The 12,018-nt window shown below is 70.1% G+C and carries 15 protein-coding genes and 1 tRNA gene; 2 read left to right on the top strand and 14 right to left on the bottom strand.

Features of this window, described 5'->3' with window-relative positions; genetic code table 11:
- Together VFW66_01710 and dapF are read left to right on the top strand one after the other, a co-directional pair.
- Positions 1 to 720: a polyprenol monophosphomannose synthase gene (locus VFW66_01710; protein ID HEX5385394.1), complete on the top strand. Its 720-nt coding sequence runs from the start codon at positions 1 to 3 to the stop codon at positions 718 to 720.
- Positions 717 to 1,583, top strand: coding sequence for a diaminopimelate epimerase (gene dapF, locus VFW66_01705; GenBank protein ID HEX5385393.1), 867 nt, complete (start codon positions 717 to 719; stop codon positions 1,581 to 1,583). The genes VFW66_01710 and dapF overlap by 4 nt, the downstream gene beginning before the upstream one ends.
- Positions 1,584 to 1,593: 10 nt before the next feature.
- Here dapF and VFW66_01700 read toward each other — a convergent pair whose 3' ends face one another.
- From VFW66_01700 to VFW66_01635, 14 genes are all read right to left on the bottom strand, one after another.
- On the bottom strand, positions 1,594 to 2,454 hold the full coding sequence (locus tag VFW66_01700) for a sulfite exporter TauE/SafE family protein (GenBank protein ID HEX5385392.1): 861 nt from the start codon (positions 2,452 to 2,454) through the stop codon (positions 1,594 to 1,596).
- Positions 2,455 to 2,617: 163 nt separating this feature from the next.
- Complete coding sequence (locus tag VFW66_01695) at positions 2,618 to 3,334, bottom strand: tetratricopeptide repeat protein (GenBank protein HEX5385391.1); 717 nt, start codon at positions 3,332 to 3,334, stop codon at positions 2,618 to 2,620.
- Positions 3,335 to 3,439: 105 nt separating this feature from the next.
- Positions 3,440 to 3,513, bottom strand: a tRNA-Arg gene (locus VFW66_01690).
- Between the two features lie 70 nt (positions 3,514 to 3,583).
- Complete coding sequence (locus VFW66_01685; protein ID HEX5385390.1) at positions 3,584 to 4,381, bottom strand: DUF4412 domain-containing protein; 798 nt, start codon at positions 4,379 to 4,381, stop codon at positions 3,584 to 3,586.
- A 94-nt stretch (positions 4,382 to 4,475) separates the two neighbouring features.
- A complete protein-coding gene (locus VFW66_01680) occupies positions 4,476 to 5,042 on the bottom strand; it encodes an adenine phosphoribosyltransferase (GenBank protein ID HEX5385389.1) in 567 nt (188 codons plus the stop codon).
- On the bottom strand, positions 5,039 to 5,311 hold the full coding sequence (locus tag VFW66_01675) for an acylphosphatase (protein ID HEX5385388.1): 273 nt from the start codon (positions 5,309 to 5,311) through the stop codon (positions 5,039 to 5,041). Before VFW66_01675 ends, VFW66_01680 begins: the two co-directional genes overlap by 4 nt.
- Positions 5,308 to 5,958 carry a DedA family protein gene (locus VFW66_01670; GenBank protein HEX5385387.1) on the bottom strand — a complete coding sequence of 217 codons (651 nt, stop codon included), beginning with the start codon at positions 5,956 to 5,958 and terminating at the stop codon, positions 5,308 to 5,310. Before VFW66_01670 ends, VFW66_01675 begins: the two co-directional genes overlap by 4 nt.
- 22 nt (positions 5,959 to 5,980) lie before the next feature.
- A complete protein-coding gene (locus VFW66_01665; protein HEX5385386.1) occupies positions 5,981 to 6,637 on the bottom strand; it encodes a protein-L-isoaspartate(D-aspartate) O-methyltransferase in 657 nt (218 codons plus the stop codon).
- The gene (surE, locus tag VFW66_01660; protein ID HEX5385385.1) at positions 6,622 to 7,371 is read right to left on the bottom strand and encodes a 5'/3'-nucleotidase SurE; all 750 of its coding nucleotides are present in this window, start codon (positions 7,369 to 7,371) and stop codon (positions 6,622 to 6,624) included. The genes VFW66_01665 and surE overlap by 16 nt, the downstream gene beginning before the upstream one ends.
- Positions 7,368 to 7,781, bottom strand: coding sequence for a MerR family transcriptional regulator (locus VFW66_01655; protein HEX5385384.1), 414 nt, complete (start codon positions 7,779 to 7,781; stop codon positions 7,368 to 7,370). The genes surE and VFW66_01655 overlap by 4 nt, the downstream gene beginning before the upstream one ends.
- Positions 7,778 to 8,779 carry an NAD(P)H-dependent glycerol-3-phosphate dehydrogenase gene (locus tag VFW66_01650; GenBank protein HEX5385383.1) on the bottom strand — a complete coding sequence of 334 codons (1,002 nt, stop codon included), beginning with the start codon at positions 8,777 to 8,779 and terminating at the stop codon, positions 7,778 to 7,780. The genes VFW66_01655 and VFW66_01650 overlap by 4 nt, the downstream gene beginning before the upstream one ends.
- The gene (gene plsY, locus VFW66_01645) at positions 8,776 to 9,402 is read right to left on the bottom strand and encodes a glycerol-3-phosphate 1-O-acyltransferase PlsY (protein ID HEX5385382.1); all 627 of its coding nucleotides are present in this window, start codon (positions 9,400 to 9,402) and stop codon (positions 8,776 to 8,778) included. The genes VFW66_01650 and plsY overlap by 4 nt, the downstream gene beginning before the upstream one ends.
- Entirely contained in the window at positions 9,399 to 10,724 is a 1,326-nt protein-coding gene (gene der, locus VFW66_01640) for a ribosome biogenesis GTPase Der (GenBank protein HEX5385381.1), read from the bottom strand. Before der ends, plsY begins: the two co-directional genes overlap by 4 nt.
- On the bottom strand, positions 10,721 to 12,004 hold the full coding sequence (locus VFW66_01635; protein ID HEX5385380.1) for a DUF512 domain-containing protein: 1,284 nt from the start codon (positions 12,002 to 12,004) through the stop codon (positions 10,721 to 10,723). Before VFW66_01635 ends, der begins: the two co-directional genes overlap by 4 nt.
- Positions 12,005 to 12,018 lie beyond the last annotated feature (14 nt).

Raw genomic sequence — 12,018 nt, 5'->3', positions numbered from 1 at the left:
GTGGCCGAGCGGGTGCTGGTCGTGGTGCCGACGTACAACGAGCGGACCAACGTGCCGCTCCTCGTGCCCGAGATCCTGGCGCAGGATCCGCGGGTCGAGCTGCTCATCGTGGACGACAATTCACCGGACGGTACCGGGCAACTGGCCGACGAGCACGCGGCCGCCGATCCGCGGGTGCACGTGCTCCATCGGACGGCAAAGGAAGGGCTGGGCAAGGCGTACATCGCGGGGTTCCGCTGGGCGCTCGAGCGGTGCTACGATCTGATATTCGAGATGGACGCCGACTTCTCCCACGACCCCAAGTTCATCCCGGAGTTCCTCGCCGCCGTCACCGACGCCGACCTCGTCGTGGGCTCGCGCTACAAGACCGGCGTCAACGTGATCAACTGGCCGATGTCGCGCCTGCTGCTCTCGATCGGCGCCAACCAGTACGCGCGCTGGATCACGGGGCTTCCGTTGGAGGATTCGACGGGCGGGTTCAAGTGCTTCCGCCGGAAGGTGCTTGAGGCAATTCCGCTGGACCGGGTGCGGTCCAACGGCTACGCCTTCCAGATCGAGATGAGCTTTCTGGCGTGGCGGCGGGGCTTCCGGCTCAAGGAAATTCCCATCGTTTTCACAGACAGGGTGGAGGGGCAGAGCAAGATGAACAAGAAGATCGTGCGCGAAGCCATCTGGATGGTGCCGTGGCTGCGGCTGCGCTCCCTGCTTCGCCGCGCATGAGCGGCGTGGCCTTTCACAAGATGACGGGGTCGGGCAACGACTTCGTCATGGTGGACGGCCGCGAGGAGCCGGCCGAGCGCTGGACGCCCGCGCGCATCGCGGCGGCCTGCGACCGCCGCGCCGGCATCGGCGCGGACGGCCTCGTCGTGCTTTCGCCGGCGGAGGGCGGCGCCGTGCGCATGGGTTATTGGAACGCCGACGGCTCGCGCGCCGCCATGTGCGGCAACGCGGCCCTTTGCAGCACCCGGCTCGCAGCGCGGCTCGGCCTCGGGCGCGCGCAGGGGATGCGGCTCTTGACCGACGCAGGTGTAGTCGAGAGCCGGTGCGTGGACGATGCGGAGCCTGTCTCGAGTGCCGTGAATGCCGCGGGCGACGCGGACGACCGTGCCGAGATCCGGCTCCCCGACGCGGCGATGCCGGCGCCGGTCACTGCCGCGGTCCGCGCGCCGGGTGAGCAGGCGATGTGGTTCGGCGTCGTGGGGGTGCCGCACCTGGTCGTGCTCGTTGGAGATACGGCGCGCGTGGATCTGGCGGCCCGGGGTCGTCCGTTGCGATTCGAGCCCGCGTTCGGGCCCGCGGGAGCCAACGCGAACTTCGTGGCGCCGCCCCGCGAACCGGGCGGCCCCTGGCGCATCCGCACCTACGAGCGCGGCGTCGAGGGCGAAACGCTGGCCTGCGGCACCGGCACGGTGGCGGCGGCGCTCGCCCTCGCGGCGGATTGCCGGCTTACGCTACCGGCCGCGTTTCTCACCGCGGGCGGAGAAGTCCTCACGGTCCGGGCTCGGCTCGAGGCCGGATGGGCCACCGACATCTGGCTCGGCGGGCAGGGGCGGCTCGTGTTCAGCGGGGCGTGGAGCGGCTGAGCGAGACCTCTCACCAGCTCCGCACCAGCAGCCACACGAACGCCGCGAGGCCGATCGCGACGATGGCCCGCCGCACCCACGGCTGAGGCACCCGCTGCGCCATGCGCGAGCCGCCGTAGCCTCCTAGCAGCGCCCCCACCACCATCGCCAGCGCCACCGGCCAATCCACGATTCCGCTCACGGCGAACATCGTCGCCGCCACCGCGTTCATGCAGAGCCCGCCCCAATTCTTGAGCCCGTTCATCCGGTGGATGTTCGCGAACCCGAGGAAACCGAGCACGGCGAGCATCACGATGCCGGCGCCGGCGCCGAAGTAGCCGCCGTACACCCCGATGCAGAACTGGATTGCGACGAATGCGGGGGAGGGCGCCGGCAGCTTGCCGGCCGGCGCCGCCCCCTTCTTCGTGCGCCGCCCGCGGGCCCAGCGATGCAGCGGGCCCTGGACGAGGAACAGCACGGTCGCACCCAGAACCAGGAACGGGACGATGCGGGTGAAATCGCGTGGCGGCGTCCGGAGGAGGAGCCATCCGCCCGCCGCACCCCCGGCGAGGCTCGGAACCGCGAACGGGAACGCCCATGCGCGGGCGCCGCTCAGCTCGCGCCGATACCCCCACATGCTCGCGGCCGTGCCGGGCCACAGCGCGACCGTGCTGGTTGCGTTGGCCACGAGGGGCGGGACGCCGAGCCAGACAATCGCGGGAAACGTGACGAGCGTCCCGCCGCCGGCGATCGAGTTGATGGCGCCGCCAATGGCGGCGGCAAGCGAGACGAGGAGAAGATGGCCCAGGGCGGCACCGTCACTGTGGAGCGCGGATGCGGGATGCTGGCGGAACTGGGGGGAAGAAGATAGAGGGACAGAGGGTGCAGGCAAACCGGGGGTTTTCCACGCTTGTTCACACGGCGACTTAACATAACATATCTTATACGACTTTGCTCGTCAGGCGAAGCGATTGCTCCAAATGGAATGGCTGCAATGGGTTTGGTCGGCTTTGGTGGCCCGGGGGCGCGTCCCGACGTGGTTCGGGCTGCGGATCCTAGGAAGAAGCCCCGGCAGTAAGCTCGGCCAGACGCACCTGCGCCTCGCCGAAGGAAGGCGACGTCGTGTACTTCTCCACCACCGTGCGGTATACCCGGATGGCGTCGGAAGCCTTCCCCGCGTCGGTGTAGGCGCGCCCGGCCTCCACGAGGTAGTCCGCCTTGAGATAGTCGAGCTCCGTGCTGGCCGCGGCCTTCTCGTACGCCTGAGCTGCCTCGGCCGGCTTGCCCGTGTTCTCCTCGGCGGCGCCGAGGAGGCCGTAGGCGGAGGCCGCGTAGCGCGGCGGCGGATTGGTGGCGACGAATTCGCGGAGGTTCTGCGCCGCCAGCTCGCCCTGCCCGCTCACCAATCGAACCTGGTTCAGCGCGATGACCGCCTCGGTGGCAGCACTGGTCCCGTGGTAGGTCTGGATGAGCTTCTGGAGGTCGCCGGCCGCCTGCGGGAGGTTGCCCTGGTCGGCGGTGGCGAGTGCCTGCGAGAGCAGCCGGGTGGCGTATTCCTGCTTCCGTCGGTTGCTGCTGATGACGAACCAGATGCCCAGCAGGACGAGCGCCACGGCCGCGAGCGCCCCAACGCCCAGGCGGATATGCGCGCGCGCCCAGCCCGCGAGCGCAAATGGGGCGGCAGCCGGCGCGGCCGGAACTGGTTGAGTGGCCGGAGCCGGCTGGATCTTCTTTCCCTGCTGCTGCTTCTTCGATGGCACTGTCGTAGCCATGATATCCCGAATGAAAATGTCTGCCCACTGCCAAGCCGTGAAAGCTACACGCCCCGCGCGGGCCGACGCCAGCGCCGGGGGGGGCGGCCCCCGGACCCGCGCCAGTGCCCCCGGCGTGATTCGAACACGCGGCCAACAGTTTAGGAAACTGCTGCTCTATCCAGCTGAGCTACGGGGGCGGTCAAGCGAAATAGGGCGTTATCTGCCACCCTTAAAGTAATCTCTCAGGTCCCTCGACGGGGCGGTCCGTCAGCGCGTCGGCGGCTTGGCGGCGGGCGCATGCTCCTGCGACCGCTGCTGCATCTGGTGCATCTTCATCATCTGCTCGCCCATGTCGACCTTGGTGTAGCCGGCGGGCGCCTGGAAAGCCGTGGCACTCACGGGGGTGCGGTCGATCCGGATTGCCTCGATTGCCGTGATCGGCTTGCCGTCCTTGATCTCGACCACCTTCAGGACGCCCCCGTTCGGGCCCAGGATCTTGCGGTATCGTTCGATCGCCTTGGACCGCCGCCCTTCGCCGGACATCGGGCTCGACATCGCGTCGAACGGGAACAGGCCAACGCCGTTGGCGATGCAGGCCTCGCCTTCCTTTTTCACGCCGTCTTCGATCCGGTATCCATGCCAGACCTCGCAGCTTGTGCCCGCCACCGTTTCCTTCCGCCCGGTGTCGGAGAAGTTGATCTGCTCGTCATCGCCCGAGTCCCCGCCCGAGGTCGTACCCTTCTGGCCGTACTTGGCCCGCATCTGCTCGCCCATGGCGCGCATCTGCTGCATCGCGGCGTCGGTCATCACCATGTAGCGCTTCTGGCGCGGATCGATCATCGCGATCTGGTGCTGGTCGCCGTCGACAATGTAGGCGCCGAGGCCCGCCTGCTCGATCTTCGTGGCGTGGCCCTTGGTCGTCTGCACCAGGGTGTCGGTCTTGCCGTTGTCGTCCATTGTGCGAAACGTGATAGTCCCCTCGAATCTGCTCTGAGCCGCCACGTATGGCGCCGCGAGCGCCAGAGCGCCAACGCCGGCCAGTACTGCCGCGATGCTGCGCATCATACCTGCCCTCCTGTGGGATACCACGGAAACAGCCGCCGCCAATCTGCCATGCCCGGCCACTGCGCGCCAGCCGGCGCCGGCCCGCGCCGCGGCATCAGACGTACACCAGCGCCCGGCACTCGGCGCCGGTGAGCCGGCTCCGGCCCGCGAGCGCACCGATCTCGAGCAGGAACGTCCAGCCTGCGAGCTCGGCGCCGAGCGCGCGCGCGAGCAACCCCGCCGCGCGTGCGGTGCCGCCGGTCGCGAGCACATCGTCGACGATGAGCACCCGGGCGCCCTGGCTCCACGCGTCGCGGTGCGCCTCGAGCGCATCGCTCCCATACTCGAGCGCGTAGGCCTCGCGCACGCTTTCCCACGGCAGCTTGCCCGGTTTTCGCGCGGGGACGAAGCCCGCGCCGAGCGCCGTCGCCACCGGGCCGCCCAGGATGAATCCGCGCGCCTCGATCCCGAGCACGTGGGTAATGCCCACCCCGGCGAACGGCGCCGCCATCGCATCGGCTACGCGGCGAAAGAGGGCGCCATCACGCAGGACCGGGGTGATGTCCTGAAAGAGAATGCCGGGCTTGGGATAGTCGGGAATCGCGCGCAGCGCTTGACGCACCTCGTGCGTGAGTGCGTCGCGCGTCGCGGACTCGCGAGCGGGAGCGTTGGTCTCGTTCATCGGATCTCGAAGCCTCCGGCCGGCGCCGCTTCGGTGGCGAGCGGCGTGATTTCGAGTGACGCGACGGCAGCCCGCGCCGGCCCCACGCGAAGCTGCGCCTCCAGCTCCGCGAGGTCGTCGGGCGATCCGGTCGCGATGACCTCCACGCGTCCGTCGGGAAGATTGCGCGCATAGCCCTTGAGGTGCAGCACCTGCGCGTGCCGCAGCACGAACCAGCGGAATCCCACGCCCTGCACGCGGCCGCCAACCACATAGCGCGCGCCGGTCACGGAGCCGCCTTGCGCTCCGGCACGGGCGCAGGCTTCGAGCGCCGCCGCTGCCAGAGCATATAGCCCACCAGCACGACGATCACCGCGGGCAGGATGTAGCGGGTGAGCGTCTGGTGCACGTAGGGGCCGATCGCGCGGTCGACCTCCTCGCCGTGTCGCCCGATGAGCCAGCCGAGATAGGTGAGCACCGCGCACCACGTGCCCGCACCGAGCGCGGTGAACACGACGAACGGCACGAGCCGCATGCGGGCGAGGCCCGCCGGAATGGAAATGAGGTGGCGCACGACGGGCAGCAGGCGGGCGAGCAGCGTGCTGATCTCGCCGTGGCGGCGGAAGAACGCCTCGCTCCGGTCGAGCGAGCGTTCGGAAATGAGCACGTACTTGCCGTAGCGACGAAGCACCGGCTCGCCCACGTACACCGCGAGCGCGTAGTTGATGAGCGCGCCGAGCACGCTGCCGAGCGTACCGCAGAGCACCGCCACCACGGCGTTCATCCGCCCCTCGGCCGCGAGGTATCCCGCTGGCGGCATCACCAGCTCGCTCGGCAGCGGAAGCACCGACGATTCGATGGCCATCAGGATGATGATCCCCGGATAGCCCAGGGCAAACACCGTTTCGGCCAGCCAGTGAAAGAACGAGGCGAGCATCGCGATCTCTTCCCGGCCGGCGTCAGCCGGCGAAGCCGAATTGGCCGAGCAACGGCACGAAGCGCACGTCGCCGATGGTGCTCGTATGGACCCCACCGGCGTCCCGCCGCACGAGCGTGAGGGTCTGCCCGTCACGATCGCCGAGCGGGATCACCATCCGGCCACCCGGCGCGAGCTGTTCCGCCAGCGGGAGCGGGATGTCGGGCGACGCGGCCGCGACGAGAATGACGTCATACGGCGCGAACGCCCGCCAGCCCAGGGTGCCGTCGCCGACGAGCACCGTGACGTTGCGCAGCCCCGCGGCCTCGAGCGCGCCGCGCGCCGCGGCGGCGAGCGCCGGCACGCGCTCGACGCTGAACACCGTGTCGGCAAGGAGTCCGAGAAGCGCCGTCTGATACCCGGAGCCGGTCCCCACCTCGAGCACTCGCTCGCGCCCGTTCAAGCCGACCACCTCGAGCGAGCGCGCCTGCACGAACGGCTGGGAGATCGTTTGCCCGCTCCCGATCGGCAGCGCCGCGTCGTCGTACGCCCGGTGCCGCACGCTCTCTGGCACGAACCGGTGCCGCGGCACCTGCTGCACCGCATGGAGCACCGCGAGGTCGCGGATCCCCTTGGCGCGGAGCGCGTCCACCAGCTGCGTGCGATAGCCGCCGTAGCTGTCGGCTAGTCCGTGAGCCACCACTGTCGCACCGTCTCGAGCAGCGAGTAGTTGGTCAGGTCCATCTGGAGCGGCGTCACGGAAATGTAGCCCTCGGCCACCGCGACGTGGTCCGACTCCTGGTCGCCGGTCCAGGTGATCGTACCGCCGCCGATCCAGTAGATCTCCTTGCCCGAGGGGTCCTGCATCCGCTTGAGCGACTCGGAGAAGAAGCGGCTGCCGAGCTTAGTGACCTTGATGCCGCGCACGTCCGGCGCCGGCACCGCCGGCAGATTCACGTTGAGCAGCGTGGTGCGGGGATAGTCGCGCACGCCGGCGATGCGGCGCACCAGCTCCACGAGGCGGCCGCGGTAGGTGGCGAGCATCTCGGGCTCATCGCCGGCGAACGAGATGGCGATGCCCGGGACGCCCAGCATCACCGCCTCCATCGCGGCGGCCACGGTCCCCGAATAGAGCACGTCCTCGCCCATGTTGGGGCCGAGGTTGACTCCGGAAAAGACGAACGCGGGGCGCTCCGGCATGAGCGCCTCGAGCGCGAGCATGACGCAGTCCGTGGGCGTGCCGTCGAGCTGGAACGCGCCGTCGGGGCGGCGCGTCGGGCGGATGGGCCGGTGCATCGTGAGCGAGTGCGACGTGGCGCTCTGCTCGCGGTCGGGGGCGACGACGGTGACGGTGCCGACGGCGCGGCAGGCGTCGGCGAGCAGCGCGAGCCCGGGCGCGAGCACGCCGTCGTCGTTCGAAACCAGGATGTTCAACGCTCGGTCCGCGACGATTCGCCGGCACGCGTGCCTTCCGCACGCGAGCCGTCGAGCAGTGCCAGCAGCGCGTCGAGCCCTTCGCGCAGCTCGTGGAGCATCTGCGCCTCGAATGCCTGGCGCGCCATCGGCTTGAGCTCACCGCTCCGGCGATACTCGTCCACCCGCTGGCGCGCCCCCTCGATCGTGTACTTCTCGCTGTAGAGGAGGTGCTTCACCAGCATGATGAGCTCCACTTCCCTCGCTTTGTACACCCGGTTTCCCGAGCGGTTCTTGGCGGGATTGAGGAAGCGGAACTGGCTCTCCCAGTAGCGCAGGACGTGCGGCTTCAAGTCGGTGAGCGCGCACACCTCGCCGATCGAGTAGAACTCCTGGACCGGAGCCTGCGCCGCATTCCGGGCGGGACTCATTGCCACTGCTCCGGCTTGAGTGCGCGCCCCATCAGCTCGGCCACGCCGTCGCGCGCCGGCTTGCCGCGGAAGAGCACGTCGCACACCTGAGCGGTGATCGGCAGCTCGACACCGGCGCGGGCGGCGAGCGCCGCGCCCGCACGCGAGGCGTTGGCGCCCTCGGCCACGCTGCGGTGCGCGGCGCGGTATTCGGCGAAGCTCTGGCCCTGCCCGAGCGCCACGCCGAGCGCGCGGTTCCGGCTCAGGCGGCCGCAGGCGGTGAGGATGAGATCGCCCATGCCGGCGAGTCCTGCGAAGGTGAGAGGATCGGCGCCGAGCGCCCGGCCAAGGCGGGTCATTTCGGCGAGACCGCGGGTGACCAGCGCCGCGCGCGGGTTGTCGCCGAGGCCCAGCCCCTCGAGCGCGCCCGCGGCGATGGCGATGACGTTCTTGAGCGCGCCGGCCAGCTCCACCCCGGTCACGTCGTGGTGCGTGTACACGCGGAACGAGGGTGTCGCGAAGACCCGCTGCGCGTCGCGCGCCGCGTCGGGCGCCACGGCAGCGGCCACCACCGCGGTCGGCTGCCCCGCGAACACCTCCTGCGCGAAGCTCGGCCCCGAGAGCGCCACCACGCGCGCGCCGGGCAGCAGTTCCTCCAGCACGGTCGACATCCGCGCGAGCGACTCCACCTCGAGGCCCTTGGTGGCGCTCACCAGCAGCGCGCCGTCGGCCACGCAGCCGGCGGCCTCAGCCATCACCGCGCGCACCGCGTGGCTCGGCGCGGCCGAGACGATCACCTCGGCGCCCGCGACAACTTCGCGCGCGTCCGCCCGCGCGGCGAGCCTGCGCGCGAGCCGCGCCCCCGGCAGGAAGAGCGGGTTCTCGTGTGCGCGGTTGATCGCGTCCACGACCTCCGGCTCGTACGCCCAGATGCGGACATCGTTGCCGTCCCGGCGCGCAAGCAGATCGGCGAGCGTCGTGCCCCAACTCCCGGCGCCCACCACGCCGATGCGCGTCACGACGGCCCCCCGGCCGAGGCAGGCGAAGCGCGCCGCCCGAAGCGGTTCTCCGTGCCCGCCGCGAGGCGCCGCAGGTTGGTGCGATGCTTCCAGATGATGAAGAGCGCAAGCGCGATTTCGGCCAGAAGCACCGGCCCGCGCGTCGAATGGATCACGAACGCGGCGAGCGGGAAGAGCGCCGCAGACACGACGCTTCCCAGCGATACGTAGCCGGTGAACCGCACGATCGCCGCCCACACGACCAGGACGGCGAGCAGCGCCCACGGGGCGAGCGCGAGAACGACGCCCGCGGCGGTCGCCACGCCCTTCCCGCCCCTGAATCCCACAAACACGGAGAAGACGTGGCCGATCACTGCGGCGATCCCGCAGAGCAGCGGGAAGAGCGGCCATGCCGGTCCGTGCGGTCCGAACACCCACACCGGCACGGCGCCCTTGGCCGCGTCGAAGACGCCGACAGGGATGGCGTACTTCCAGCCGAGCACCCGATAGAGATTGGTGGCGCCGAGATTCCGGCTCCCGTGCGCGCGCAGATCGACGCCGCGGAACACCCGCGCGACCAGGTAGCTCGTCGGGATCGCGCCCACGACGTAGGAGGCCACGAGCCAGCCGAGCGCCGCGGTCATCGCCCGCGCGACCCGCGGCGCGTGAGCTTCAGGCGCACCGGGGATCCGGCGAAGCCCCACGCGGCGCGAAAGCCGTTCACGAGATAGCGCTGATACGATTCGGGCACGGCCTCGGGGCGGTTGGTCACGATGGCGAACACCGGCGGCGCGGTGCCGATCTGCGACGCATAGAGCAGCTTCACCTCGTCGCCCGCCTCCTGCGGCGGCGCCGCGCGCTGGGTCAATCCCTCGAGCACCCGGTTCACTTCCGCGGTCGGCACGCGGCGTTCACGCTCCTCGGCGACGGTGAGAATGAGCTCGAGCAGCTGGTGCACCCGCTGCCCGGTGAGGGCCGACGCGTAGAGAAACGGCACGTAGGCGAGGAACGGCACACGCTCGATCAGCGCCTGCTGTCCGCGGTGCGCGGTGTTCGCGTCTTTCTCCTCGACCAGGTCCCACTTGTTCACCACGATGATGAGTGCCGCGCCGCGGTCCCACGCGGCATTGGCGATGCGCAGGTCCTGGGTATGGAGCCCGACCGTCGCGTCCACCACAAGCACGCAGACCTCGGCCCGTTCGATGGCACGCCCGGTGCGAAGCGTGGAATAGAACTCCAGATCATCTGCTACTTTAGTTCGTTTGCGTAAGCCTGCGGTGTCAATGAAGTTGAGCGTCGCCCCTCGAAACCGCAAGAGGGAATCCACGGCGTCGCGCGTGGTACCCGCCTCGGGTGCGACGACGTGCCGCTCCTCGCCGAGGAGGCGGTTCACCAGGGAGGACTTGCCCACGTTGGGACGGCCCACGATGGCCACCTGGATCGTCTCCTCGTCCTCGCCCACGCTGCGCGGCGGCAAGCGCTCGACGAGCGCATCGAGCAGATCGCCGCTCCCCTTCCCCACGCCGGCGGACACGCCGATCGGCTCGCCGTAGCCCAGCTCATAGAACTCGTATTGCGCAGTGCTCCGCTCCAGGTCGTCGAGCTTGTTCACGGCGAGGAGCACCGGGCGGTTCGCGGTCCGCAGTCGATCGGCGATGGCGCGGTCGAGGGGCATCACGCCCTCCTTGCCGTCGACCAGGAACAGCACCACGTCCGCTTCGGCGAGCGCGAATTCGACCTGGCGGCGAATGGCGCGATCCATCGGCTCGTCGGAGTCGGGAATAAGGCCGCCGGTGTCGACGATCCAGAAGCGGCGACCATTCCACTCGGCGTCGCCGAAGTGGCGGTCGCGCGTGGTGCCGGCGCGCTCCGACACGATCGCGGGGCGGCCGCCCAGGATCCGGTTGAAGATCGTCGATTTGCCGACGTTGGGCCGGCCGATGATGGCGACCGTGGGCTTGCTCACCGGAGGGCGGCGGACGCGCCGCCCAGCGCGTCGGCGAAATCCTTCGACAAGCGGAGCTCGACCGGCAGCGCCGCGGCGAGCGCCTCGGCCGAGCGGCTATCGATGAAGAGCCCGGCGTCGTTCACCGCCTCGCCCGGCAGCAGCACGAGGTCGAGATCTCGCCGGTCGGCCAGCGCGCGTTCGATGTCGGCGCCGGGGAGAAGACCGGCGGTCGTGACGGACGCGCCGAAGAGCGTGTTCTCGACCGGGATGAGCTCGAGCTCAGCACCCGTGGCGCGCGCGAGCGGCGCCAGCACCGCGGGCATGAGCCGCGCCATCGCGGTGCCAGTGACGACGCCGATTCGCCGTCGGTCCCAGCCGCCGAGCGCGGAGGCCTCCTCGGCGATGCGCCCTTCGAGCCAGCGCACGGCGCCGACGCCGTTCTCCACCTGCTCGAATCCGTCGTACGACCCGGCGGGGGGCAGTTCGAGTTCCGCGCGCAGGTACAGCTCGTCCGCGCCCTGCGCCCACGCGATGCCGCGTTCGCCGCGGGCGCGGGCAGCGGCGCGCTCGACCTCCGCGAGGGCGGCACGGCACTCGCCGGCGGTTGGCTCTCGCACCAGTTGATGCTTGCTGAACTCGGTGAGCCCCACCGGCACGACCGAACAGCTCAGAATCGCGGGGCCGAAGTGCCAGAGATCATCCAGCGTCTGCCGCAGCACGGCGCCGTCATTGACACCGGGCGAGAGCACGATCTGGGTGTGGAACGCGATGCCGTGCTCGGCGAAGCCGCGAAGCTGCGGCAGGATCTCGGGCGCGGTGGGATTGCGCAGCAGCCAGCGGCGCACCACGGGGTCGGTGGCGTGCACCGACACGTAGAGCGGCGAGAGCCGGTACTCGATGATGCGGGCGGAGTCGTGCGGCTTGAGGTTGGTGAGCGTCGCGAAATTGCCGTAGCGGAACGAGAGCCGGTAGTCGTCGTCGCGGATGTAGAGCACGTCGCGGAGGCCCTCGGGGAGGCCGTCCACGAAGCAGAAGTCGCAGCGGTTGGCGCAGCGCCGGATGCGCGGCGGCTCGAGGGTGAGACCCATCGGCTCGCCCAGGGGACGCTCGATCTCGAAGACGATCTCCTCTCCATCCGGCTGCCGCACGTGCAGCGCAAACTCCTCCTCGGCGCTCAGGAACTCCCAGTCGAGAAAGTCGTCCAGTGCGCGTCCGTCGATGGAGACGAGCTCGCTGCCGGGCGAGAGTCCGAGCTCCGCCGCGATCGAATCGGGGTCTATCGCCGTGACCTTGATCATGCCGGCGCAGAAGA

This window comes from Gemmatimonadales bacterium (assembly GCA_036279355.1).
Taxonomy (GTDB): domain Bacteria; phylum Gemmatimonadota; class Gemmatimonadetes; order Gemmatimonadales; family GWC2-71-9; genus DASQPE01.
The sequence above is the reverse complement of the archived record's forward strand: the minus strand, read 5'-3'. Positions and strand labels throughout refer to the sequence as shown.

Excerpts from the sequence above, each read along its gene's own strand:
- dapF (HEX5385393.1), top strand. The coding sequence starts at position 717 with ATGAGCGGCGTGGCCTTTCACAAGATGACGGGGTCGGGCAACGACTTC.
- VFW66_01695 (HEX5385391.1), bottom strand. The coding sequence starts at position 3,334 with ATGGCTACGACAGTGCCATCGAAGAAGCAGCAGCAGGGAAAGAAGATC.
- VFW66_01685 (HEX5385390.1), bottom strand. The coding sequence starts at position 4,381 with ATGATGCGCAGCATCGCGGCAGTACTGGCCGGCGTTGGCGCTCTGGCG.
- VFW66_01680 (HEX5385389.1), bottom strand. The coding sequence starts at position 5,042 with ATGAACGAGACCAACGCTCCCGCTCGCGAGTCCGCGACGCGCGACGCA.
- VFW66_01670 (HEX5385387.1), bottom strand. The coding sequence starts at position 5,958 with ATGCTCGCCTCGTTCTTTCACTGGCTGGCCGAAACGGTGTTTGCCCTG.
- VFW66_01655 (HEX5385384.1), bottom strand. The coding sequence starts at position 7,781 with ATGAGTCCCGCCCGGAATGCGGCGCAGGCTCCGGTCCAGGAGTTCTAC.
- plsY (HEX5385382.1), bottom strand. The coding sequence starts at position 9,402 with ATGACCGCGGCGCTCGGCTGGCTCGTGGCCTCCTACGTCGTGGGCGCG.
- VFW66_01635 (HEX5385380.1), bottom strand. The coding sequence starts at position 12,004 with ATGATCAAGGTCACGGCGATAGACCCCGATTCGATCGCGGCGGAGCTC.